Genomic DNA, 20157 nt, shown 5'->3' on the forward strand with positions numbered 1-20157 from the left:
GCCAGTCACGCGCCGAGCCGGTCGAGTAGCGCCCGCAAGTCGGACACCTCGAAGGTCGGCTCGGCCGAGAGGTCGACGTCGGCGACGTGGAGCCGGCGGAGGTACGCCGAGTCGATGCCCGCCCGCGTGGCGGCGACGACGTCCTTCTCGCTGTCGCCGACGTACAGCGCGTCGGTCGTCCCGAGGTCGGCCAGCGCGGCCTCGAGGTAGTCCGGTTCGGGCTTTCGTCGGGCCGCGCCGGCGAGCGTCGGCGCCCGACCGCGGGCCGACTCGAAGCGGTCGCCGATAGCGTGGTGGGCGAGGAGGTACTCGACGGTGGCGTGCTGGTTGTTGCTCACCAGGGCCAGCGGGCGGTCGAGATCGCGAATTGCGGCCACGTCGTCGTACAGCGACTTCCCACCGTCGCGGACGTGGGCCTGCTGGGCGAGGCTGGCGGTCAGTTCGCGCTGGTGCCAGAACGCTTCGGGGTCGAGACCGTGGTCGCGGGCCGCCTCGACCGGGACGAAGTCCTCGGCGACGGTCCGCTCGGCGAAGCCCCGGTCGATCTCGACGCCGAACGCCGCGAAGGTGTCGACGACAGCATCGACCAGCACCGCGCGGTCGGTCGGCTCGACGACGACGCCGTCCATGTCGAAGACGACGGCCTCGTACGCGCACGAACGACCCCGCTCAGGCATCGCTCACCAGTCGCGTCTCCGGCGCGGTCGGTTCGGCGCCCACCGAGCGAGCGATGTCGGGCAGGGACTTCGTCTCGAAGACGAAGTAGTCCGCGGGCACCGCCTCACGGACCGACCCGTGGTCGACGAGTGGTTCGTGCTCGTCGGCGGTGCCGTCGTTGTCGTGGAGGTGGCACACCCGGATACGGTCGCCGAAGCGGTCGACGAACGCCCGCCAGTCGTGGCCGTTGACCTTCGCGTGGCCCACGTCCAGCGTCACGCCGAAGTACTTCGGCGTCACATCCACCTCCTCGAGGACGGCCGCGAGGTCGCCGGGGGTCGTCGTGTAGCGCCGTTTCGCGTCGCTCTCGGGCTGGTTCTCCAGGCAGAGCGGGACGCCCACGAGCTGGGCGTACTCCGCGCACTCGGCGAGGGACTGCAGCGCATTTTCGTGAGCCGTCGAGCGGACCCACTCGGGGTAGCGACGGGGGACCGAGCCGCCGTGGACGACGACGGCGCCCGCGCCGGCGGTGGCGGCGTAGTCGATGGTCCGCTTGACTTGGGCGACCGACGCCCGACGGGAGGCCTCGTTGAAGCTCCCGAGGTTCCAGTCGCGGAACGGGGCGTGGTAGGTGACCGAGACGCCGTAGTCGTCGGCGAGGTCCCGGACGCGCTCGGGGTCGGGGGCGTCGGGATGGCCGTGGAGGTACTCGCGCTTGAACTCGACGTGGTCCAGTCCCAGACCCGTGATATAGTCGAGGAACTCCGGGACGCTCGCGCCGAAGCGGATGTCCATCGCCGCGCCGAGTCGCGGGTCGGTCATCGCTGCCCTCCGATCGCGGCGTCGGCCCGGTAGACGGGGTTGCCGTCGACGATTGCCTGGGTCACCGTCGGCGTGGGCTCGTCGTCGACGACGACGAGGTCGGCGCGCTGTTCGGGTGCGAGCCGACCGCGCTCCGAGAGTCCGACGGCGTCGGCGGGGTTGGCCGTCACACGGCGGACCCGCTCGGGAAGGGCTTCGCCGGTGTCGACGAACGCCGCGGCCAGCAGGGATGGCGGGTGGTAGTCCGCGACGAGCGTGTCGACGACGCCCGCCTCGATGGCGTCGGCCGTCGCGAGGTTGCCCCACTGGCTCTCGCCGCGGACGAGGTTGGGCGCGCCCATCGCGGTGTGCATCCCCCGCTCGGTGGCCCGCTGGGCCGTCTCCAGGGTGATGGGGTACTCCGTGATGTCGACGCCGGTGTCGGCCAGTCGGTCGACCTCCGCGGGGTCCTCGTCGTCGTGGGAGGCGGTAACGATGCCGGCGTCGTGGGCGTGTTCGACGACGTGCGTGACGCGCTCGCGGACCGTCGCCATCGGCACATCACAGCGCTTCTCGATCATCTCCTCGGCCTCCTCGGCGGTGTGGTTGGCCGACTCTTCGTAGTACTGGCGGAACGAGTCGATGTCGCGGAACTGCCCCTTGCCGGGGATGTGGCTCATCACCGAGACGAGGTCGGCGTCGCCGTTGTCGACGACCTCCAGGACGCCGTCGACGCACTCGGGCTGGGTGACCTCACAGCGGGCGTGCAGGCGGTGGTCCGCCAGCAGGTCGTCGGCATCGGTGATGGCGTCGGTGAGGTCGGCGGCCAGCTCCGGCGAGCGGTTCTCGGACTCGTCGAGCTCGAAGGAGATGGCGTGGAACTTCGTCGTGATGCCCGCTGCGAGGTTGCTCCGGTCGGCCGCGGCCAGCGCCATCGGCGTCGCCATCCGGGCACCCGAACGCGGGTGGAGGTGGTTCTCGATATCGTCGCCGTGGAGGTCGATGAGTCCCGGCATGACGTAGCGGCCGTCGGCGTCGACGACCGTCTCGGCCTCGGTTTCTACGTCACCGACGGCGACGATGCGGTCGCCCTCGACGCGGACGCCGCCCTCGACGACGCTGTCGGGGGTGACGATTCGGCCGTCGATGACGACGAGTGAGTTGGTCGCGGCGGTCTCCGGGCCCGCGGTCCGGCTGCCGGTCGTAGAGGCCGTCATCCGACCACCGCTCCCTCGTACGCCTCGATTGGAACGATCCCCTGGAGCGCCCCGTTGCCGAGTACGACCACGCGGTCCGCGACGGCCTCGATGACGGCGGTGTTGTGGAACACGCCGACGACGGTGGTGCCGTCGTCCAGGTACTCCCGCAGAAGGTCGATGGCGGCCTGCCGAGTCTCGGGGTCGAGCGCGCTGGTCGGCTCGTCCAGCAGCAGGAGGTCCGGCTTGGGCGCAAGCGCCTGCGCGAGGTTCACCCGCTGGCGCTCGCCGCCGGAGAAGGTCGCGGGGTAGGCCTCCCACAGCTCCTCTGGCAGGTGCAGTCGTTCGAGCAGGTCACGGGCCTGCTCACGGGCCTCGTCTGTCGAGAGGCCCTGCTCGCGCAGCGGCCGGGCGACGACGTCCACCGCCGGGACGCGGGGAATCTCGTCGAGGAACTGCGAGGTGTAGCCGATGGCCTCGTCGCGCAGTCGGATGACGGTTCGGTCGTCGCACGACGCGAGGTCGACGGCTTCGCGACGCTCGCCGTCCGCGCCGTGGTAGACGATGCGGCCCTCGGTGGGGTCGTAGGTCCGGTAGAGGCACTTCAGCAGCGAGGACTTGCCGCTGCCGGATTCACCGACGACCGCGAGGAACTCCCCCTCGCGGACGTCGAACGATACGTCCGAGAGCCCGGTGACTTGCGTGTCGCCGAGCACGTGCATGTCGAAGGTCTTCGAGAGGCCGTCGACGGTGATTACTGTCATATGACTGAGTTGATGAGCGTCTGCGTGTATTCGTGGTGCGGGTCCTCCATCACGCGGTCCGTCAGACCCGACTCGACGATGCGGCCGTGGCGCATGACCAGCGTCCGGTCGGCCAGCAGGCGGACGACGCCGAGGTCGTGTGAGACCACGACGGCGGCGACCCCCTCCTCGCGCTGCACCCGGCGGAACATGTCCAGCACGCGGGCCTGGACGCTGACGTCCAGTCCCGTCGTCGGCTCGTCGAGCACGACCAGTTCAGGGTCGTTCGCGAGCGCGCGGGCAATCTGAACCCGCCGTTGCATCCCGCCGGAGTAGGTGCTGGTGGGGTCGTCCATCCGCGCGACCGGCACCTCGGTCTCCGCGAACAGCTCCCGGACCCGGTCGCGGACGTCCTCGTAGGAGCGCCACCCCGCGGAGAGCAGCTTCTCGGCGACGTTGCCGCCGCCGGTGAACTCCAGGTTCAGCCCGTCGCGGATGTGCTGGTGGACCAGGGCGATGTCGCCCGTCCGGAGGTCGTGGCGGGTCTCGTAGTCGACGTCGAGCAGGTTCCCCTCGTGGCCGGCGTAGTCGACGACGCCCGCCGTGGTCGCGTCGGGGTCCCGCTCTAGTGCCAGTTGCTCGGCGAGGCTCGACTTGCCGGAACCGGACTCGCCGACGATGCCCAGCACCTCGCCCTCGCGCACCGAGAGGTCCGCCTCGGCGCAGGCGACGACGCTGCCGCAGTGAGGGCACTGGTTCGTCCCGGCGCGGTCGCCCGTCGAGTCGATGCACTGTGGACAGCCGTCGCCGTAGACCGTCTGCAGGCCCTCTGCTTCCAGCAGTGTCACTGCCCGTCACCTCCTGCCTCGGCGGCCGGTTCGTCTGCTGTGTCGGCGTCTCCGGTCTCGTCGTCCGGCGTCCCCGGCCCCCAGTCGACTCCCTCGCGGTCGAGGTGGTGGTCCTTCGGGAGGCCGGGGTCCTCGCGGCGTTTCGCACAGAAGCTCGAGTCGTTGCAGGCGTAGCGGGTGTCGAAGCCGTCGTCCTCGCTCCCTTCTTCCGAGACTTCCACCAGATAGGTGTCCGTCGACCCGCAGGCGTGACACGACTCACCGGGGAACCGCTCGACCGTGAACTCGCGGTCCTCGAAGGCCAGCGGCTCGACCTCGGTGTGGGGCGGCACCGCGTAGATGCGGGCCTCCCGGCCGGCGGCGAAGACGAAGAGGTTGTCTGCGTCGTCGAGTTTTGGCACGTCCCAGCGTGGAATCGGCGAGGGGTCCATCAGGTAGCGCCCGGCGACCATCGTCGGGTAGCGGGAGGCGATCTGTATCTCGCCGTACTCGACGACGTTCTCGTAGAGGTGGACCCACATCTTCCCGTAGTTCCGGTGGGCGTGCCGGCGCCGGTTGGCGGCGTCGGAGGGGTCGACCTTCCGCAGTGCGTCGGTGATGGGCACCTGCAGGACGAGAATCTGGTCGTCGGTCAGGACCTCCTCGGGGATTCGGTGGCGCGTCTGGACGAGGTCCGCCTCGGTGGTATCGGTCGTCGTTTCTACGTCGGCGGTGTTCTCGGCCAGCCGCCGGATGTTGGCGGCGTTGACGCTCTCGTCGGCACCTTGGTCGATGACCTTGAACACGTCGTCGGGCCCGAGAATCGATAACGAGGCCTGGATGCCACCGGTCCCCCAGCCACGCGCCAGCGGCATCGGCCGGGAGGCGTAGGGCACCTGGTGACCGGGCAGCGCGACGGCCTTCAGCGTCGCCCGCCGGACCTCTCGCTTAGTGTGTTCGTCGAGGTATGCGTAGTTGTACCCCGAGAGGCCCTCGCTGCCGAGCGATTCGAGGGTCGAATCGACGGATTCCGTCGCGACTTCGGTGCCGCCCTCAGGCTGTACCACTGGGTCGTCCGCGTGCTGTGTCAGTTCCTCAGTCATCATCGCTCACCTCCGCGAGCGGCGCGTCCTCGGCCGGTCGGTTGTCCTCCTCGGTCTCGGTATCGTCGTTGCGCCCAGCCTCAGACGCATCGACGCGGCCCTCGTCGGCCAGCCCCCGCCGCTCGCGGATGGCCCGAATCCGGTCCAGCGTGGATTGGAACGTGACGTAGTGGGGCAGCTTCAGGTGCTCGATGAAGCCGAAGGAGTCCATCCCGTCGACCACGTCGAGGACGAACTCGGGGTTCTCGGCGGGCTCCTCGACGCCGTCGAGCTGGATGGCCGCATCGAGGATGGTCATCCCGATAGCCTTGCGCTCGTTGCGGCCGAAGGTCAGCCCGTAGCCGAAGGCGAACTGCGGGTCGTCCCGCTTCGCGTAGACGGGGACGACGGCCTCGGACTCGCTGACCTCGGTGTGACACACGGTCACCTCGTCGCCGGTGAGGGGATGTTCGATCTTCACGGGCAGGTGGCCCACCCGGACCTCCGCGAGCGTCGGGTGGACCTGGCCGTAGCCACGGAGCGAGGAGTAGCCAAGCGCCGTCACGGCGCCGGTCTCGCCGCGGGCGAGTTCCTGCAACACGGCGTCGCGGGCGGGCGGATGGGTCACCGGCTCGCGGGTGGTGTCGGTCGGCTCGTCGACGTCTGGCGCGTCGGGCTCGTCGACCAGCCCCTCCTCGCGCAGCAGTTCCATCACGTTGGTCAGTTCCTCGGGCTCGCCGACGTCCTCGGTGTTCCAGTCCTCGGTGGGGTCCTCCGGCTCGCCGTCCAGAAGTCCGAAGTCCAGCAGGCGCTGGGTGTAGTCCTTCGTCGGGCCGAGAATCTGCCCGCCGGGGACGTCCTTGAACGCCGGGGAGACCCGGCGGCTGGCGACCATCTCGCTCGGTTCGACCGGCACCGTCTCGTCATAGCGCTCCAGCGTCGAGCGGTAGGCCCGTAGCAGGAACGACGCCTCGACGGTGTCGCCCTGGGCCTGTTTGACGGCCAGCCCGGCGAGCTGCGGGGCGTACAGCCCGCCCTCGCTCATCGCCTGCGCGGTGAGCCGGCCGAGCTGGCCCTCCAGCTGGTCGACGGTGACATCGTCGGCCTCGCCCTCGACGCGCTGTTTCTCGAACAGCTCCTCGGCGCGCTCGATGATCTCCTCGCCGGCGGTGACCGCGACGTAGCCCATTCAGGCCACCTCCAGGGACTCCATCGTCACCGAGCGGGGAATCGCAGCGACGGCGTCGTCACTCGCGAAGACCGCGTCGACACCACGGGGGTAGTCCGACTGCGCCGCGGCGATGGCCTCGAGTTCGGTGGCGGGTAGTGCGACCGATAGCGCGGCCGTACCGTCGACGCCCGGTCCCGTGAGTCCGACCGTGGTCAGGTCGGCAGCGGCGCCCTCGGCAAGCGCGTCGACTTGGTAAACGACTGTCGCGCCGTCGCTCGGTTCGACCAGCGAGCCGCGTCGGCAGTCCTCGACGGCGACGTTCTCGTGGTGGCGAGCGTGGACGACGGCGGCCTCGGACTGGTCGACCGCGTCCAGACGGCCCTGGTCCGCGAGGTCCGAGCGGAGCCCGTCGTCGTCGGTCCAGCAGCCGACCTCGTGGTCGACGAGCGTCACGACGACGGCGTAATCGGCCGGTTCGGGAGTCGATTCGACGGTCCCGGGTTGGCTCATCGCCGAGAGCAGCGCCCGGTATGTCTCGCGTGTCCCGTGGACCGGGTCGACGCCGACCGCCCTCATTCCTCGTCCTCCATCGTCTCGAAGTCGACGGTGGTGTGCTTGCTCTCGGCCCAGGCCTGCGCACGCTCGGCCTCGCGGTCGGCCGCGACCTGCTCCAGGGCCCGAAGCACGTCGTCGGTGACGGGGTGGTCGCCGGCAACGGCGGCGTCGACGATGGCCCCCGAGAGCGCGGCGCGTTCGGCCTTGCCGGGTATCATCGCGAAGCCGCGCTGGCCGTCGAGTTCGACGGCCGCGGGCGTGACGACGACCTCGCCGAGGTTGAACGGCCGGTGTTCGACGGGCTCGACCACCTGCTGCATCAGCAGCTGTGGCCGGGGGTCCTGTCGCACCGACAGCGGCGGGTCCGATTCCAGTACCTCGTTCGCGAACCGGGCGAGGGTCTCGCCGTCGCAGTCGGCGATGAGCTCGAACCGGTCCGAACGGTCAGTTGGGTCTCCCATACACTGGGTGAACGGCGGCCCAACTCCCGCATAAGGGTTGACTGGGTACTCTCTATCGTCCGCTGACTGTCGGTGTTCGAGCCCGGGCCCGTCGTTCGAGGTATGGACGAGTCCGGACTCCGCTCCTCGGTTCAGGGCCGCCGAATCAGTTCGCGACGGCGGCTCTATCCGGCCCGGACTCTACGCAGCCAACCCTTATTCGAACCCTTTGCCACCGCACAGACGATGACAGATGGCAACTCAGCGGACGTGGGAGCAGGGCGAACGACCAGCCGCCGTGGCTTCATCATCAAGTCGGGCGTCGCGGCGGGCGCACTCACCGGCCTGGCCGGCTGTTCGAGCGTGCTGGGGGACTCCGGCAGCTCGAACACGATTACGATGGTGCTCACGCCGGGGACGCCGGCCGACGCCCGGCGGCGATACAAGCCGATGCAGAACCTCATCGAGGGCGAGGTCGGCGTCGACGTCGAGATGCAGGTCCCCCAAGACTACTCGGCCATCCGGCCGGCCCTAGAGAGCGAGCAGGCCGAGATCGGGATGGACGACATCACGCTCATCTCGAACCCCGACCTGATGGACGTCTACGGGACGACCGTCACGGGCGGGTCGGCGTTCTACTTCTCGATGATGGTGACCAACCCCGACTCGGGCATCGACGAGCGGACCGACATCGAGGGCAAGACGATGGCCTTCGCCGACAAGCTCTCGACGAGTGGTTCTATCTTCGCCGTCTACGCGCTCAAGGAGGCCGGCCTGGACGTGGGTGACGCCCCCAGCGGGCAGCCGGTCGACTTCGAGGGGAGCTGGTCGAACCACGACATCGCCCTGGAGAAGGTGGGCAACGGCGAGGCCGACGCCGCGACGACGTGGGGCGGCAACGGCATCCCGCACATCGCCGAGGACACCGAGCTCCCGGACCGCGTCGAGGAGAAGAGCTCCTTCCTCGACACCATGGAGACGGAGACGCCGCGGTTCCGGCCGTTCTGGTGGTCCTTCCCCATCCCGAAGCAGCCGGTCTACGCCCGCGCCACGTGGGACGACCCGGCGAAAGAGGAGATCGGTAACGTCCTGCTCAACTCCGACCAGGACCTCATCGAGCAGTACTACCCCGAGGACTACAACGAGGAGGAGCTCCCCTTCACCACGCTCGCCGACACCTCGATGGAAGAATACGAGCCCGTCATCATGCGACTGAACGACCTCGGCATCGAGCTGGGCGAGTAACCGCGACAGCGGAGTTTTTCAATCATGAGTACACTCAGAGTCGAAAACCTGACCAAAGAGTACGGCGACGTCACGGCGGTCGACGACGTCTCCTTCGAGATCGAAGACGAGTTCGTCGTCCTGCTGGGCGAGTCCGGCGCCGGGAAGTCCACCCTGTTGCGCTGCGTGAACGGGCTGACCGAGCCCACGAGTGGCGGCGTCTACCTCGACGGCGAGTCGCTAGCTGGCTCCCAACCCGAGGTCGGGATGATCTTCCAGCAACACAACCTCGTCGACGGCGTCTCGGCGTACCTGAACGCCCTGAACGGCTCGCTCGAACGCAGCGGGTTCCTCGAGAGCCTCTTCCAGTGGCAGAGCCGCGAGGACAAGAAACGGGCGCTCGAAGCCTTAGAGACCGTCGGCCTGCTCGACGAGGCCCACCAGCGTGTCTCCCAGATGAGCGGCGGGCAGCAACAGCGGGTGGGCATCGCCCGCGCGCTCGTCCAGGACCCGTCGCTGCTACTGGCCGACGAGCCGGTCGCGAGCCTCGACCCCGCCAGCGCGGAGACGGTGATGGAATACCTGAAGAAGGCCGCGGGCCTCCACGAGGTGACGGCGCTGGTGAGCCTCCACCAGGTCAACATCGCCGCCCACTTCGGCGACCGCTTCATCGGCCTCCGGGACGGCCAGTTGCTGTTCGACTGCGGCCCGGACGAACTTACCGCCGAGCGCATCGACCGCCTCTACGGGAACGTCGAGACGGTCGGGCTGGCCGAGACCACGCGAACAGGCGGCGACAGTGAGAGTCGGGACGGCACCGGCGAGCAGGCCGACGACCGGAGGGTGCAGGCGTGAGCTCCGAATCCCCCGACACGGGACTGAAGGAGTACTTGGGCTTCGCGCAGGCCGGCGACTCGCCCACGGACGAGAAGCTCACGGAGATGAAACGGCGCAAGACGATGCGCCGGCTCTACACGCTCGTCGGCCTCGTCGTCGGCGGGCTGTTCTTCCTCGTGAGCCTCCGGACGGTCGGCTTCTCGCTGGCCGAACTGATCCGTCAGATTCCGCAGTTCATCGAGGCGCTGTACGGCTACTTCCCGCCGACGACCTACTACGGCATCCCCTTCGTCGACGTCGGCCAGTACTGGTCGTTCATCGTCGAAGAGAACCTCTTCCAGGCGTCGCTCATCACCGTCGCCATCGCGTTCGCGGGGTCGGTGCTGGGCCTGCCTGGCGCCCTGTTCTTCGGCGTGATGGCCAGCGAGCGCGTCGTCCCCTACCCGCTGAACTTCCTCTTCCGCGGAACGATGAGCTTCATCCGCGCCATCCCGGCGCTGGTGTGGGTGCTCATCCTCATCCCGCTGGGCGGGGTGACGCCGTTCACCGCGACGCTCGCCATCATGATCGACACCACCGGCTACCTCGGTCGGCTCTTCACCGACGAACTGGAGGAGATCGCCGACGGGCCAATCGAGGGCATCCGCAGCACGGGCGCCGACAAGTCCCAGATAATCTCCTTCGGGATGCTGAGCCAGGTGTTCCGCCAGTTCATCGCCTGGATCGCGTTCGACCTAGAGCACAACGTCCGGGTTGCTATCGGACTGGGCCTTATCGGGGCCGGCGGCCTCGGCCTCGAACTGGACGTCCAGCGCAAGACGTTCAACTACACGGAGATGATGGCCTGCATCATCCTCATCCTCCTGCTGGCCGGGACCGTCGAACTCCTCAGCCAGCGGGTCCGGTCGTACCTCCGCGACGACGAGGACGTCGAACAGAGTGGTATCCTCGAAGCGTTCGTCAACGCGCCGAAGAAGATAATCGAGTCAACCGCGGGGCGACGGTAGATGGTCTACATCGAGGACCACGGCACCGACCGCATCCGGGAACTGGGTCCGGAGCCGACACTGCACGAACCCGTCAGTATCTCCGAGAGCGAACTCGGCGCGTGGACCGAGGTACGCGCCGAGGCACGGCTCAACGAGTCGGCCATCGGCGACTACACGTACCTGATGGAGCGCGTGCAACTGGACTACGCGACCGTGGGGAAGTTCGGCAACGTCGCCGCCGACGCTCGCCTGGGGCCGACGAACCACCCCATCGACCGCCCGACGGCGCACCACTTCACCTACCGAGCGGGGATGTACGAGATGGGCGAGGACGACGAGTCCATCTTCGAGTGGCGTGCCGACCAGTCCGTCAAGGTGGGCCACGACGTCTGGCTCGGCCACGGCGCCATCGTCCTGCCGGGCGTCAGCATCGGCAACGGTGCCGTCGTCGCCGCAGGCGCGGTCGTCAGCCGCGACGTGCCTCCCTACACGGTGGTTGCGGGCGTCCCCGCCGATCCCATCCGTCGGCGTTTCGATCCCGAGATTGCTGCCCGCATCGAGGCGACCGAGTGGTGGGACTGGGACCACGCGACACTGGCCGAGCGGCTGGACGCGTTCCGTAATCTCGATCTGTTTCTGGAACGCTACGCGCCCGAATCTGTCGAAGCAGCCGACTGAAGTGTTCGGTTTTCGTCGCTGTGAGCGAGATAGAGCAGCCACTAACGTTGCAATCAAATTGTGTGGTACTGTCGGTATAGTGGACACGAGCATCCGGCGAGCGGAGTCGCTCGAAAGAGCGCCCCGCGCTCTTTTGTGATGACGGGGGACTCTGCGAGTCCCCCGAACCACGAGGCGGTTCACCGGACGCGAGGGGACGAAGTGACCGAGACGTCTGGCAATTTTCCCCACATCTTTGTGAGGAGAGGCGCCCAGACCGCTTTGCGGCGCGAAGACACCCGACGAAGTAAAAAGTGGATTTAGTCCAGCGCGTGGTCGGGATGGATGCCCGAATGCAGCGTCACCGCCAGTTCGGCGGCGTCGGCCCAGTAGTAGATGGCCCGTTCCAGAGCCCGTGTGACCGTCACGAGGTAGCCGTACAGTTCCATGTCGTAAGCGGTGACGAGCTCGAACAGTTCATCCAGGTCCCGATGGACAGTCTCCTCTTCGCTGCGGAGGTCAGGATACGCAGAGAGGTCACAGTCGAAGAGGATGGCCGAGAAGTGGTCGTTGATGCGGTCGCCGGCGGCGAAGATGTCCTGGAGCCGCTCGGTAACGACGCCGGCGGAAGGCGCGGCGCGCTCGTCGACTACGTCGGCGATGAAGCAGGCGCGGTCGCCGACGATCTCCAAGTTCGTCGCAATGGTCGCTAAGTCTGCGGCGACGCGATTTCCGGGCCAGTCCGTCGTCAGCGTGTACGATTTTAGCTCCGAGACGACCGCGAAGTACCGCTCGTTGGTCAGCGACTCAAGCGTGTCCGCGGACTGTTCGGGCTCATTGCCTCCGAAGGCAGTTCTGGCCGCTTCGTACTGTGAGGTGGTGACGGCTTCGAGCCGTTTGAGCAGGGAGAGTACTGCGGGACCGCGGTCCGACGGAGGGAGCATGCCCTTGTGGTCGTCCGGCGTTCCGTCCACGCCGGGGTCGTCCTCGCCATGGAGCCTCGAGATGCCAGTGGCGTTGTCGTACAGCGCGGTGTCGTCAACGACGTATCCCTTCTGGACGACGCCGTCGGCTTTCAACGACTGGAGGAGCTCCGAGCAGTACTGCTCTGAGATCCCCACCGCGGTGGCGAGTTCCGACTTCGTCTCCGGGGCCGACCGGTCGATTACCTCGATAATCTGTGCGCGTGTGGCGTCGCGGCCTTGCTGGGTGGCCGCCAGCGGCCGCTGCCACAGTTGTCTGGACATAGGTCCGCGTCACAGTGCCCAAAGATAGCGGTGGCCCACAGACTGTCCGGACGGCTATATAGCGGTCCCGACCGGGCGACGCCAGCTCGTCGAAATCCGCGTTCACGGACGCAAATATAGGTATATAGGATTTGTAACTGAAACGTAGCCCTCATATAAAACATAAGGTATGTACCGCGGCCGCCTTGGGGTATGGAGACGCGGAAAGTCCAGCTATCCGGTGGGACGACGTACACGGTGTCGCTGCCGAAAGCGTGGGCCCGGGAACACGGTATCGAGGCGGGGTCGGTGCTGTCGCTGCACCCCAACGGCGATGGCTCTCTGCTCGTGGAGGTGACGACCGACCGGTCGGCGGCCGAGCACACCACGACGGTCGACGTCGCGACTGACTCGCCGGCGGCGCTTCGCCAGCGCATCCAGGCGCTGCACGCGGTCGGCTTCGACACCGTGACGCTGGTCGACACGACCGGCCACAGCGACGAGCGCCGGAGTCTCGTCGAGGATACCGTCACCGAGCTCTCGGGGTTCGAACTGCTGTCGACCGGCGACACCCGCATCCAGCTGACGAACCTCATCGACGCCGAGAACGTCGACATCCGCAAGTCGGCGCTCAGGTTGCGGCTGGTGATGCTCGCGATGCACCGGGACGCGGTCAGCGCGGTGCTTGACGACGACCCCGAGCTAGCCGACCGCGTCGCCGATCGTGACAGCGAGGCCGACAAGCTGTTCGCAATGGTGACCCGGCACTTCCGGCGGGCGCTGACCGACCTACACGAGGTCGAGAAGCTCGACTATGACCGCGACGAACTGTTCGAGTACTACTACACCAGCCGGCAGTGCGAACGGGTCGCCGACCACGCGGTCAAGATGGCGCGGTTCGTTCACGACTCCGACGCGGCGGTCCCACCGACGTTCGCCGACCGGCTCAACTCGCTGGCTGCCGACGCACGGAAGATCGTCGACACCGCGGCCGACGTCATCCTCACCGACGCTGGCATCGACGCGGCCCACTCGGCGCTGGATCGCCACGAGCGGGTGGCCGAGGAGCTCTCCGCGTTCGACCGGGAGCTCTACGGCCACGACGACCCCGCCGAGGCGTACGTCGTCGGCCTGCTGCTGGACAGTGTTGAGCGGACCGCCGAGTACGGGACCAACATCGCCGCCATCGCCATCCAGCAGAGCGTCAGAGATGGGCTTGAGCGGTGAGCGACTGCAGCTTCCTGTAGCGCGGCCGTCGATGTGAGGATATGAGCCAATCGCGAAGTCCGACGCTGGCGACGCTGATGCTCCTTCGATAGGGCTGAGTACGTATTGACTGGGCTGTTGAGGGCTACAAATTCCCAAGATACACTCTCTCGGCCTTGTTTAGATGCTCTTGAATGGCCGAGTCAGGAATCAGTCGTCCAACTAGAATCCGGTGGTGAGATCTTCACGGGCCGGTTTAGCACGTAGGTCACAACGCGTGAGAGCCGATTATGGCAGCGTCTAAACAACGCCCTCTGTCTATATTTGTACGGACTCCTCTTCTGGAAGATCACTCAGTATCGGGAAGTCTATCTCGAATCCAACGGCTACTTTCGTGTTTCGCTGTTTGGTATATTCCTCGGTTACCATCGAGAACTCCCTGATTTTCCAGCCACTGCATGATCCGCATCAAAAAGACGAGGACGAGACTCAGAAGACCGACACTCAAAGCGCCGACGATGACGACAGAAAAGAAACCCGCAGCATCAGCACCCAACTGTAGTGAAAGGTTCTGTCGGAGGATTTCGGCAATAACTCCGACAAACATGAGGAAGAATGCACCAACGCCGACAGTCCCCCAAGTATCACTGGCATGTTCCCAGTATGTCTGGTCTTGAAATTCAGGAAGCTCAGCTAGCACGCTATGCGGGATTTCGTTGGCATCGATGTTCTCCCAATTTATGACCCCGACATCAGTATCCGACTGCACATCGCTGTTCGCTGGTATCCACCAGACACCCTTCTGTCCATACTGCAGAAATCTCACACGGCCCATTTCTTCGAGCTCATCAAGATGGTTCTTGATGGCCTGCTTGCCGACAGGGATTGATTCTACCTCCACAATATCATCAAGTCGAACAACTGGTTGTCCCCGTTTCTCGCAGATCTGATCGATTACTGCGATTATCTCGTCTTTCGTCACCTTCTGTGCCGGTGGCGCGGATTCGGAGTCATTCATACCTGATTCGCCAATTTACACCTAGCTCTGGGCATATCTTACCCGACAATAAAACACTAGGACCATGGTACAGCTGGCTATACTGAAACTACAGCTAGGTCAATAATTCCATTTTTTCAGGGGGACCCCCATGGGTATACCATGCGCCACAGATGACGATCGCACCGCCCACACCAGGTGCTGTGTGGTCGGTACCGAGAGAATGGTTCCCCGACCGGACACTGCGTCCAGCCGAGGATGTCTACCAGGACCAACTCGGCTGGCGCTCGTGTCCGCGCCGTGGTACTACATTGCGGGCCTCACGTAGTGACCCGTGGGAGAGTGTAGCACCGGCCTCCACTAGAGCGTTCCGATTGCCGGGGTGGGGGCATCTCCCAGGGTCACGCTGCAGGCAGACCAGACGCAGTTGACCCAACGACTATGAAACGAGGCGGCATCGCTGTCGTCACTGACAGCGGTCACGACATCGACGATGCACAGTTCCCGAAAAAGCGGACCGAAGACGGTCACGAATTACTCGCGACCGTCGACGTCGACTGGCAGCAGTCCATGCTGGGCGGCCAGCAGGTTGCGCATGGTCGCATCGCCGAAGAATTAACGGCCGAGATCAAGACAACTCGTATCCGTACCGATGGTGGCGTCGAAGTCGGACGCGAGGAAACCGACGTTGTTCCGCAGACGACGGAGTTTTCCCACGTGCCTGGCGAGTTCTTTGTCACCGAAAGTACCCAGGACGAGTTCGCAGACCAGCTCATGGAGGAGGCGACAGGTGAGACGATTCACCGGGCACAAGTTGACCTCGAGTCGTTCGCGGCAGCACACCCTAACGCAGACCCCTGGATGGGCTGGTTCCGGTCGGGCAACGGCCCGATCGACAGTGGCGCTGCCTACGGCGACATCGACAGTGAGCCCGATCTGGTGAAGTTCATCCACAGCAACGAGAACAGTCAGCTGGGCTTGACGAACCTGGAGTACGAAGGACAGTTGTTGAAGCTCGTCCTCTCAGAGGGTGGGTGGCTCGCTATCTACAACCCAAAAGACAGGGACAGGGTCGAGTTCACGCGGTTCATTCACGACGAGGTGCTACCGCACACATCGCCGAAGCTGATGAGCTGAACTACGGTATGTACCTACGGCGCCACTGCCTATTTGACACCACTCTCGGGAGTTGAGCCAGTATGTATACCGTCGGAAGCACCATCATATCTCAGCCTTACTTTATGTAGGTTGTTGTCCGTCCAGAGCGTCGGAATCGTTGTAGTCGACTTTCGGCCACGTTGTCAGGCAAAACCATACGGCTACCGTCTCCGTAGCGAGTGTCGCCGACCGGATCTGCACACATCGCTGCCTCAAAACTTTCGCCCTCCACGTGTTCACGTTTTAAGCTAATATCAATGACTGGTTGCGATTGGAGTTCGTCATGAACTGCGTCGTTATATGTGAGCCAGAGGCGGAGATTGACATAACACTCCGGCTCTGGATAATCAAGATCAGCGCTGGAACTCGTAAACGGGCGGTACGTATCCCCCTCTTCGAAGGTTAGACAAGCAGTTTCAGCAAATGACCCCATCTGTCCTGCCTCAAGCGTATTCTTGTGTTGACTGACACCGTCATCAACTCGAGCAAATGGTAGCATCCGGTCGAAATCGAACGTCGGATTCGATTCTGTCTGGATTGGAGGGTTCGGAATCTTGAATGGGATCGCTTCGAGTACGTATCCGATATTGTATGCAGCACCATCACCGACGTTCGATATTTCAAACTCTATCTGATCAGCATCTATTCGCCACGAGTCGACGATCAATTGCGGTAGCTGTGCTAATTCCAATAGCCGCTGTTGTTGCCGTTGGATGTCTCTTTGCGTTTGGTCAATATCTCGCTGGTCCGAGGAAATGTCCCGCAACTGTAGGTAGAGATACGCTAAAACCAGCGATACCAGCGGTGGGGCAATTGCACCAAGAACATCAATCAGCGTGTAGAAGTGAATTGACCAGAGTGGCAGTATGAAAAATCCCAGAACGACTATAACAGGTATCAATACACCTAATCCGAGAATTGCGATGAGTCCCCAGTCTGTATCTATACTACACATATTCACTTATTCATCAACTACCGCTGATTGGGAGGAATAAAGTGTTATTGCACAGCGAGTCGTTCGTCGCTATCAGACTCGCTGGAGTCGTCTAATTCGAGTGTAACCGCAAACTCGATTCGGTCGTAAGGGACGACGGGCCGTTTGGCGCGGCCGTCTTGTTCGAGTGAGATGATGCCATACTCTTCAAAGAGATGGACATCATCGTTCACTTCCTTGGGGTTGCGATCTACGAGCCGCGACAGGGCTCGCATACTCTCAGGTTCCTCTTCCATTACCGCCTTGAGTAGTTCAAGACGTGTCCCGGTGAGGATCCGAGCAATCCGCTCTGGATCGCTAAAGCTCACCGTATCAGGACCTGGATCTTCCCCTTCGTCGACAGCCGCAGCAGTCGTAAGGACATCATCCTTGAACGACTCCCACGGCTTTGCTTCGATCCGAAGTACGGACTCAGCATCCTCCTTCGAACCGAGTTCTTGAGGGGTCATCGTTGATAGTTTCCAGTGTAGTCTCGTTGGTTCACTAGGCTGCACAGCAGCATGGTTCGCCGGACAAAGCGAGGAGTATCGACCCTCACTTTGCCCGGGGAGCGATGCAGGCTTTCCGACTGTCTCAGGGGTGAACAGCCCCAAACCTGTGCCAACTGCGAAATTTCTATCGAAGTCGGCATCCGGTGGGGTGCTCTCGCAAGTCTGTCGAGCACGAGCGCCTACTCGGCAATTCCGTCGGTTATACCGTTGTGTTCCATGTGTTATCACCTCTTTTCCCCGCCCGGCAGTTGAGCCGTGAAGAGAGTGTGGATCGCTCTCTCCAGGCGCTATACAGTTGGGGGCAACCTGGCTAGTGACCGACTGTGTCCGCGCAGTACTATCCGACAGAGTCGTCCAGTTCCTCCACCATATCAAGAAACTGGTCGAGGTGTTCCCGCCACGACTGACGAGGCGTAGAGTACAGGTCAACAGCGTCACTAACGCTTGCGTGATACCGGTGAGACACACCTCCTTTGTTCGTCGCGTATAGGAGCTCGCGCCCTCCCGGCCCTGTGAGGGTGCACTCGTATGCTCGGTCGTGTGGAATATCCTCATCATCTGTCGCGTCTGTGTGTGTGATTTCGATCAGGCTGCCACCCGGAGTTTCGTATGTGTCGTTTACGGACGACATGTTCACGCCCGGGCGGGCATGTTGGGGTACGACCCCCACAATAATCAATGTTGGGGTTGGACCCATACATAGTAGGCAGATATATGTCCGTTGATTTTTAGAACCGCACCAGGTCTCCTACCTCCCAGTTAACAGATTAGGTCCCTGTGTTGACCTGCTTTGCCTCCTTTCCGCTACGAACGAGAGACAATATAACAGACATTCGAGGTGACTAGTCGAATCCGAATGGGAGTGAGCCGTCGTACTCTTTTATGAACTCAATCGCATCTTCACAGGAAGTGAGGCGTATATTCTCACGACCGCCGCCGCCGTAGCGTTCGAATGGCAGAGATGGATCAGTACACATGACATCAATCACTTGCTTCCCGTCACCCTGTTCATCTGAAGGGAGCCATCCCACTGCTGTCTGTACTGATACCTTCCGGGAACCCACGATCCTCTTTCTCAGCGCCTTCTGTGCGAGCTTCACACCAATGGCTGTGGGGTCATTGTGGTTACTAACCCCTTCTAATGTATTTGAAATATCCAGTCACCATGCGAGTAAACGCATTAAAGATACAAATAAGTGTTGCCAGAGACAACACTGATGTACTTAGTGACTACTGGTTTGGACTCAATTCAGACAACAATGTCCTTTATCCAAACATTTATCCATACATAGGCCATTGAATAAGATGCGAAGTGCCCCACCGAGGGCAGCGATCCCCTGTGTCTCCCGCAGTGGGATCAGATGAGCCCCCTCCTCTACCGAGCAGCTAATCTCGGCAGCTCAACGCATCCGACAATGAAAGTTAAAGGATGAAGTTCCTCTTGCAATACCTAGCCAACCAGATATTGCGATAAAGAGAAGAATACGCGTGGCTGCTGCTGATTAGGTCGACGGTAAGATAAAAGCCTACCGTGCCGAAAATCAGACTTAGCTGCTACTTATGGTACCTAGCCATCCGGCCGGGGTATGAGTGAAATCGTGTAATCTACGGTTACCACTCATATTTTTCGAGTGTGCGTGCCAAGCTACGAAAACGCCTGTGCAAGCTGCACGGAAGCGATGACCGCAGGATTCCCACTCGAGAACAACCAGCGAGCCGATAGAAACCCCACGGGACAGGCAGTAGGCAAGACCGGTGCCACATAAGGTAGAGTATGCTACGACCAACTGAGCGGGCTCAAGTACGCCCCTGCGGCCAGAAATAGGCGCGAAACCTTTACACTCCAGTCACCCAGCGCCATTCTGGACCCACCAGAGGAATGTCCATTATGAAGACGGAAGCCAACCAGTCACCAAATCGAGACCCAGACAGCGAAGAGGCATATGCAGAGGATACTCCCCTTACGTGGGCATTCGGAGATACCCCGAAAGTCAAAATTATCGCTGCACTACTGAGCGAAGCAGAGAGAGATATCAATATTAGTGACATCTCTAGACTCTCCGGAGTGAGTCGAAGCGCGATCTATGAACACTTGGATGACCTTGTTGAATTGGGCGTGGTTGCACAGACCCGCGAGATGGGGGGAAGTACGCTCTACCAGATCAACACAGAGAATGAAGCAGTCGAAAAAATTGCAGAGCTAGAAAGTGTATTCCTAAGCCAGTGGTGCAACGACGAAATTAAAATCACCACCGAGTGATGTTATATCTGTTCGACCGGAGTGGCTACTCCTCAAGGGATTCATTCATAGCATTGAACGACCTCTGATGTATCTGACGCAGAGGGACCGGATGAACTCGCATAGGCTACGGTCAGCACCACTTTGAGCAAGAATTCTTGACCACGCGACCGTACACCCAAATTGATCTGAACCAAGGATCCACTATGTTCGGTATTCTTCGACGAATTACTCCGTAATTCGGTAGCTGACTTTGTCCCTAGTCGGTGAGTGTCTGACGGAGTTATTTGTATCACCGATATGTATACAGTATCTGTATATGGCATCAGTGCAACGGGCAGCAACGTACGTCGAAAAGGGGGGCGTCGGGAAGACAACAAGCGCCGCCCACATCGCCGTCGCTGCACACAACATGGGACACGAGGTTCTCCTCGTTGACCTCGCTGGAACACAGAACGACCTCGCGACACACTTCGGACTCTCCATCGTCGAGGACGACGACGCGGATGGCGTCACCATCGATGCCCCGATCTCGGCCGTCTTCGGTGACGACTGGGCGTTCCTCCGAGACAACATCGATGACCTTCTGGATCGGATGACGTTCCCGACCGACGAGGGGCCGGACCTTATCCCAGCTGATCTCGGGCTCGGTGGCGCAGACAATAAC

General features: G+C 63.0%; 22 protein-coding genes. 8 read left to right on the plus strand and 14 right to left on the minus strand.

Annotation, left to right across the window (positions count from 1 at the left end; genetic code table 11):
• Positions 1 to 5 precede the first annotated feature (5 nt).
• The 9 genes from AMS69_RS18800 to phnG are packed head-to-tail and all read right to left on the minus strand — an operon-like array spanning position 6 to position 7493.
• Positions 6 to 677 (minus strand): HAD family hydrolase, encoded by a 672-nt coding sequence (locus tag AMS69_RS18800; RefSeq protein WP_053969564.1) that lies wholly within the window; start codon positions 675 to 677, stop codon positions 6 to 8.
• On the minus strand, positions 670 to 1479 hold the full coding sequence (locus tag AMS69_RS18805) for a sugar phosphate isomerase/epimerase family protein (RefSeq protein WP_053969565.1): 810 nt from the start codon (positions 1477 to 1479) through the stop codon (positions 670 to 672). The genes AMS69_RS18800 and AMS69_RS18805 overlap by 8 nt, the downstream gene beginning before the upstream one ends.
• Entirely contained in the window at positions 1476 to 2675 is a 1200-nt protein-coding gene (locus AMS69_RS18810; protein WP_077067841.1) for an alpha-D-ribose 1-methylphosphonate 5-triphosphate diphosphatase, read from the minus strand. Before AMS69_RS18810 ends, AMS69_RS18805 begins: the two co-directional genes overlap by 4 nt.
• Positions 2672 to 3418: a phosphonate C-P lyase system protein PhnL gene (locus AMS69_RS18815; RefSeq protein ID WP_053969566.1), complete on the minus strand. Its 747-nt coding sequence runs from the start codon at positions 3416 to 3418 to the stop codon at positions 2672 to 2674. Before AMS69_RS18815 ends, AMS69_RS18810 begins: the two co-directional genes overlap by 4 nt.
• Complete coding sequence (locus AMS69_RS18820) at positions 3415 to 4245, minus strand: ATP-binding cassette domain-containing protein (protein WP_053969567.1); 831 nt, start codon at positions 4243 to 4245, stop codon at positions 3415 to 3417. The genes AMS69_RS18815 and AMS69_RS18820 overlap by 4 nt, the downstream gene beginning before the upstream one ends.
• Complete coding sequence (locus tag AMS69_RS18825) at positions 4242 to 5327, minus strand: alpha-D-ribose 1-methylphosphonate 5-phosphate C-P-lyase PhnJ (protein WP_053969568.1); 1086 nt, start codon at positions 5325 to 5327, stop codon at positions 4242 to 4244. Before AMS69_RS18825 ends, AMS69_RS18820 begins: the two co-directional genes overlap by 4 nt.
• A complete protein-coding gene (locus AMS69_RS18830) occupies positions 5320 to 6495 on the minus strand; it encodes a carbon-phosphorus lyase complex subunit PhnI (RefSeq protein ID WP_053969569.1) in 1176 nt (391 codons plus the stop codon). The genes AMS69_RS18825 and AMS69_RS18830 overlap by 8 nt, the downstream gene beginning before the upstream one ends.
• Positions 6496 to 7053: a phosphonate C-P lyase system protein PhnH gene (gene phnH / locus AMS69_RS18835; protein WP_053969570.1), complete on the minus strand. Its 558-nt coding sequence runs from the start codon at positions 7051 to 7053 to the stop codon at positions 6496 to 6498.
• Positions 7050 to 7493: a phosphonate C-P lyase system protein PhnG gene (gene phnG, locus AMS69_RS18840; protein ID WP_053969571.1), complete on the minus strand. Its 444-nt coding sequence runs from the start codon at positions 7491 to 7493 to the stop codon at positions 7050 to 7052. Before phnG ends, phnH begins: the two co-directional genes overlap by 4 nt.
• Positions 7494 to 7718: 225 nt before the next feature.
• Here phnG and AMS69_RS18845 point away from each other — a divergent pair, with 225 nt between their 5' ends.
• From AMS69_RS18845 to AMS69_RS18860, 4 genes are read left to right on the plus strand one after another with little or no spacing between them, the layout of a single operon-like run.
• A complete protein-coding gene (locus AMS69_RS18845; protein WP_053969572.1) occupies positions 7719 to 8717 on the plus strand; it encodes a substrate-binding domain-containing protein in 999 nt (332 codons plus the stop codon).
• Positions 8718 to 8741: 24 nt separating this feature from the next.
• On the plus strand, positions 8742 to 9551 hold the full coding sequence (locus AMS69_RS18850; protein WP_053969573.1) for a phosphonate ABC transporter ATP-binding protein: 810 nt from the start codon (positions 8742 to 8744) through the stop codon (positions 9549 to 9551).
• On the plus strand, positions 9548 to 10540 hold the full coding sequence (gene phnE, locus AMS69_RS18855) for a phosphonate ABC transporter, permease protein PhnE (protein WP_053969574.1): 993 nt from the start codon (positions 9548 to 9550) through the stop codon (positions 10538 to 10540). Before AMS69_RS18850 ends, phnE begins: the two co-directional genes overlap by 4 nt.
• Positions 10541 to 11200 carry a DapH/DapD/GlmU-related protein gene (locus AMS69_RS18860; RefSeq protein ID WP_053969575.1) on the plus strand — a complete coding sequence of 220 codons (660 nt, stop codon included), beginning with the start codon at positions 10541 to 10543 and terminating at the stop codon, positions 11198 to 11200.
• Positions 11201 to 11499: 299 nt separating this feature from the next.
• Here AMS69_RS18860 and AMS69_RS18865 read toward each other — a convergent pair whose 3' ends face one another.
• Positions 11500 to 12426, minus strand: a complete 927-nt coding sequence (locus AMS69_RS18865) for an Lrp/AsnC family transcriptional regulator (RefSeq protein ID WP_053969576.1) — start codon at positions 12424 to 12426, stop codon at positions 11500 to 11502.
• A gap of 192 nt (positions 12427 to 12618) precedes the next feature.
• On the opposite strand from AMS69_RS18865, the gene AMS69_RS18870 reads away from it, so the two are divergent.
• The gene (locus tag AMS69_RS18870) at positions 12619 to 13632 is read left to right on the plus strand and encodes a phosphate uptake regulator PhoU (RefSeq protein ID WP_053969577.1); all 1014 of its coding nucleotides are present in this window, start codon (positions 12619 to 12621) and stop codon (positions 13630 to 13632) included.
• 328 nt (positions 13633 to 13960) lie between these two features.
• Here the strand turns inward: AMS69_RS18870 and AMS69_RS18875 are convergent, their stop codons facing one another.
• Positions 13961 to 14629 (minus strand): hypothetical protein, encoded by a 669-nt coding sequence (locus AMS69_RS18875; RefSeq protein ID WP_053969578.1) that lies wholly within the window; start codon positions 14627 to 14629, stop codon positions 13961 to 13963.
• Between the two features lie 420 nt (positions 14630 to 15049).
• On the opposite strand from AMS69_RS18875, the gene AMS69_RS20995 reads away from it, so the two are divergent.
• A complete protein-coding gene (locus tag AMS69_RS20995) occupies positions 15050 to 15745 on the plus strand; it encodes a hypothetical protein (protein WP_238378589.1) in 696 nt (231 codons plus the stop codon).
• A gap of 97 nt (positions 15746 to 15842) precedes the next feature.
• On the opposite strand, the gene AMS69_RS18885 is transcribed toward AMS69_RS20995, so the two are convergent.
• The 3 genes from AMS69_RS18885 to AMS69_RS20385 form a co-directional block, all read right to left on the minus strand.
• Positions 15843 to 16727 carry a hypothetical protein gene (locus tag AMS69_RS18885; protein ID WP_162231000.1) on the minus strand — a complete coding sequence of 295 codons (885 nt, stop codon included), beginning with the start codon at positions 16725 to 16727 and terminating at the stop codon, positions 15843 to 15845.
• A gap of 38 nt (positions 16728 to 16765) precedes the next feature.
• Positions 16766 to 17209: an HVO_A0114 family putative DNA-binding protein gene (locus AMS69_RS18890; protein ID WP_053969580.1), complete on the minus strand. Its 444-nt coding sequence runs from the start codon at positions 17207 to 17209 to the stop codon at positions 16766 to 16768.
• Positions 17210 to 18093: 884 nt separating this feature from the next.
• Positions 18094 to 18351 carry a hypothetical protein gene (locus AMS69_RS20385; RefSeq protein ID WP_155120010.1) on the minus strand — a complete coding sequence of 86 codons (258 nt, stop codon included), beginning with the start codon at positions 18349 to 18351 and terminating at the stop codon, positions 18094 to 18096.
• A gap of 788 nt (positions 18352 to 19139) precedes the next feature.
• On the opposite strand from AMS69_RS20385, the gene AMS69_RS18900 reads away from it, so the two are divergent.
• Both AMS69_RS18900 and AMS69_RS18905 read left to right on the plus strand, forming a co-directional pair.
• Positions 19140 to 19511 (plus strand): winged helix-turn-helix domain-containing protein, encoded by a 372-nt coding sequence (locus tag AMS69_RS18900; protein ID WP_053969582.1) that lies wholly within the window; start codon positions 19140 to 19142, stop codon positions 19509 to 19511.
• A gap of 298 nt (positions 19512 to 19809) precedes the next feature.
• A partial coding sequence (locus tag AMS69_RS18905; protein WP_155120011.1) for a ParA family protein occupies positions 19810 to 20157 on the plus strand: 348 nt, incomplete at its 3' end.

Origin of the sequence: Haloarcula rubripromontorii, from assembly GCF_001280425.1 — an archaeon.
In the GTDB taxonomy this organism is placed as follows: domain Archaea; phylum Halobacteriota; class Halobacteria; order Halobacteriales; family Haloarculaceae; genus Haloarcula; species Haloarcula rubripromontorii.

What these genes read in the sequence shown, in the direction of transcription:
- AMS69_RS18800 (WP_053969564.1), bottom strand. Translation starts at nt 677, where the DNA reads ATGCCTGAGCGGGGTCGTTCGTGCGCGTACGAGGCCGTCGTCTTCGAC.
- AMS69_RS18805 (WP_053969565.1), bottom strand. Translation starts at nt 1,479, where the DNA reads ATGACCGACCCGCGACTCGGCGCGGCGATGGACATCCGCTTCGGCGCG.
- AMS69_RS18810 (WP_077067841.1), bottom strand. Translation starts at nt 2,675, where the DNA reads ATGACGGCCTCTACGACCGGCAGCCGGACCGCGGGCCCGGAGACCGCC.
- AMS69_RS18815 (WP_053969566.1), bottom strand. Translation starts at nt 3,418, where the DNA reads ATGACAGTAATCACCGTCGACGGCCTCTCGAAGACCTTCGACATGCAC.
- AMS69_RS18825 (WP_053969568.1), bottom strand. Translation starts at nt 5,327, where the DNA reads ATGACTGAGGAACTGACACAGCACGCGGACGACCCAGTGGTACAGCCT.
- AMS69_RS18830 (WP_053969569.1), bottom strand. Translation starts at nt 6,495, where the DNA reads ATGGGCTACGTCGCGGTCACCGCCGGCGAGGAGATCATCGAGCGCGCC.
- phnH (WP_053969570.1), bottom strand. Translation starts at nt 7,053, where the DNA reads ATGAGGGCGGTCGGCGTCGACCCGGTCCACGGGACACGCGAGACATAC.
- phnG (WP_053969571.1), bottom strand. Translation starts at nt 7,493, where the DNA reads ATGGGAGACCCAACTGACCGTTCGGACCGGTTCGAGCTCATCGCCGAC.
- AMS69_RS18845 (WP_053969572.1), top strand. Translation starts at nt 7,719, where the DNA reads ATGACAGATGGCAACTCAGCGGACGTGGGAGCAGGGCGAACGACCAGC.
- AMS69_RS18850 (WP_053969573.1), top strand. Translation starts at nt 8,742, where the DNA reads ATGAGTACACTCAGAGTCGAAAACCTGACCAAAGAGTACGGCGACGTC.
- AMS69_RS18860 (WP_053969575.1), top strand. Translation starts at nt 10,541, where the DNA reads ATGGTCTACATCGAGGACCACGGCACCGACCGCATCCGGGAACTGGGT.
- AMS69_RS18865 (WP_053969576.1), bottom strand. Translation starts at nt 12,426, where the DNA reads ATGTCCAGACAACTGTGGCAGCGGCCGCTGGCGGCCACCCAGCAAGGC.
- AMS69_RS18870 (WP_053969577.1), top strand. Translation starts at nt 12,619, where the DNA reads ATGGAGACGCGGAAAGTCCAGCTATCCGGTGGGACGACGTACACGGTG.
- AMS69_RS18875 (WP_053969578.1), bottom strand. Translation starts at nt 14,629, where the DNA reads ATGAATGACTCCGAATCCGCGCCACCGGCACAGAAGGTGACGAAAGAC.
- AMS69_RS20995 (WP_238378589.1), top strand. Translation starts at nt 15,050, where the DNA reads ATGAAACGAGGCGGCATCGCTGTCGTCACTGACAGCGGTCACGACATC.
- AMS69_RS18890 (WP_053969580.1), bottom strand. Translation starts at nt 17,209, where the DNA reads ATGACCCCTCAAGAACTCGGTTCGAAGGAGGATGCTGAGTCCGTACTT.
- AMS69_RS18900 (WP_053969582.1), top strand. Translation starts at nt 19,140, where the DNA reads ATGAAGACGGAAGCCAACCAGTCACCAAATCGAGACCCAGACAGCGAA.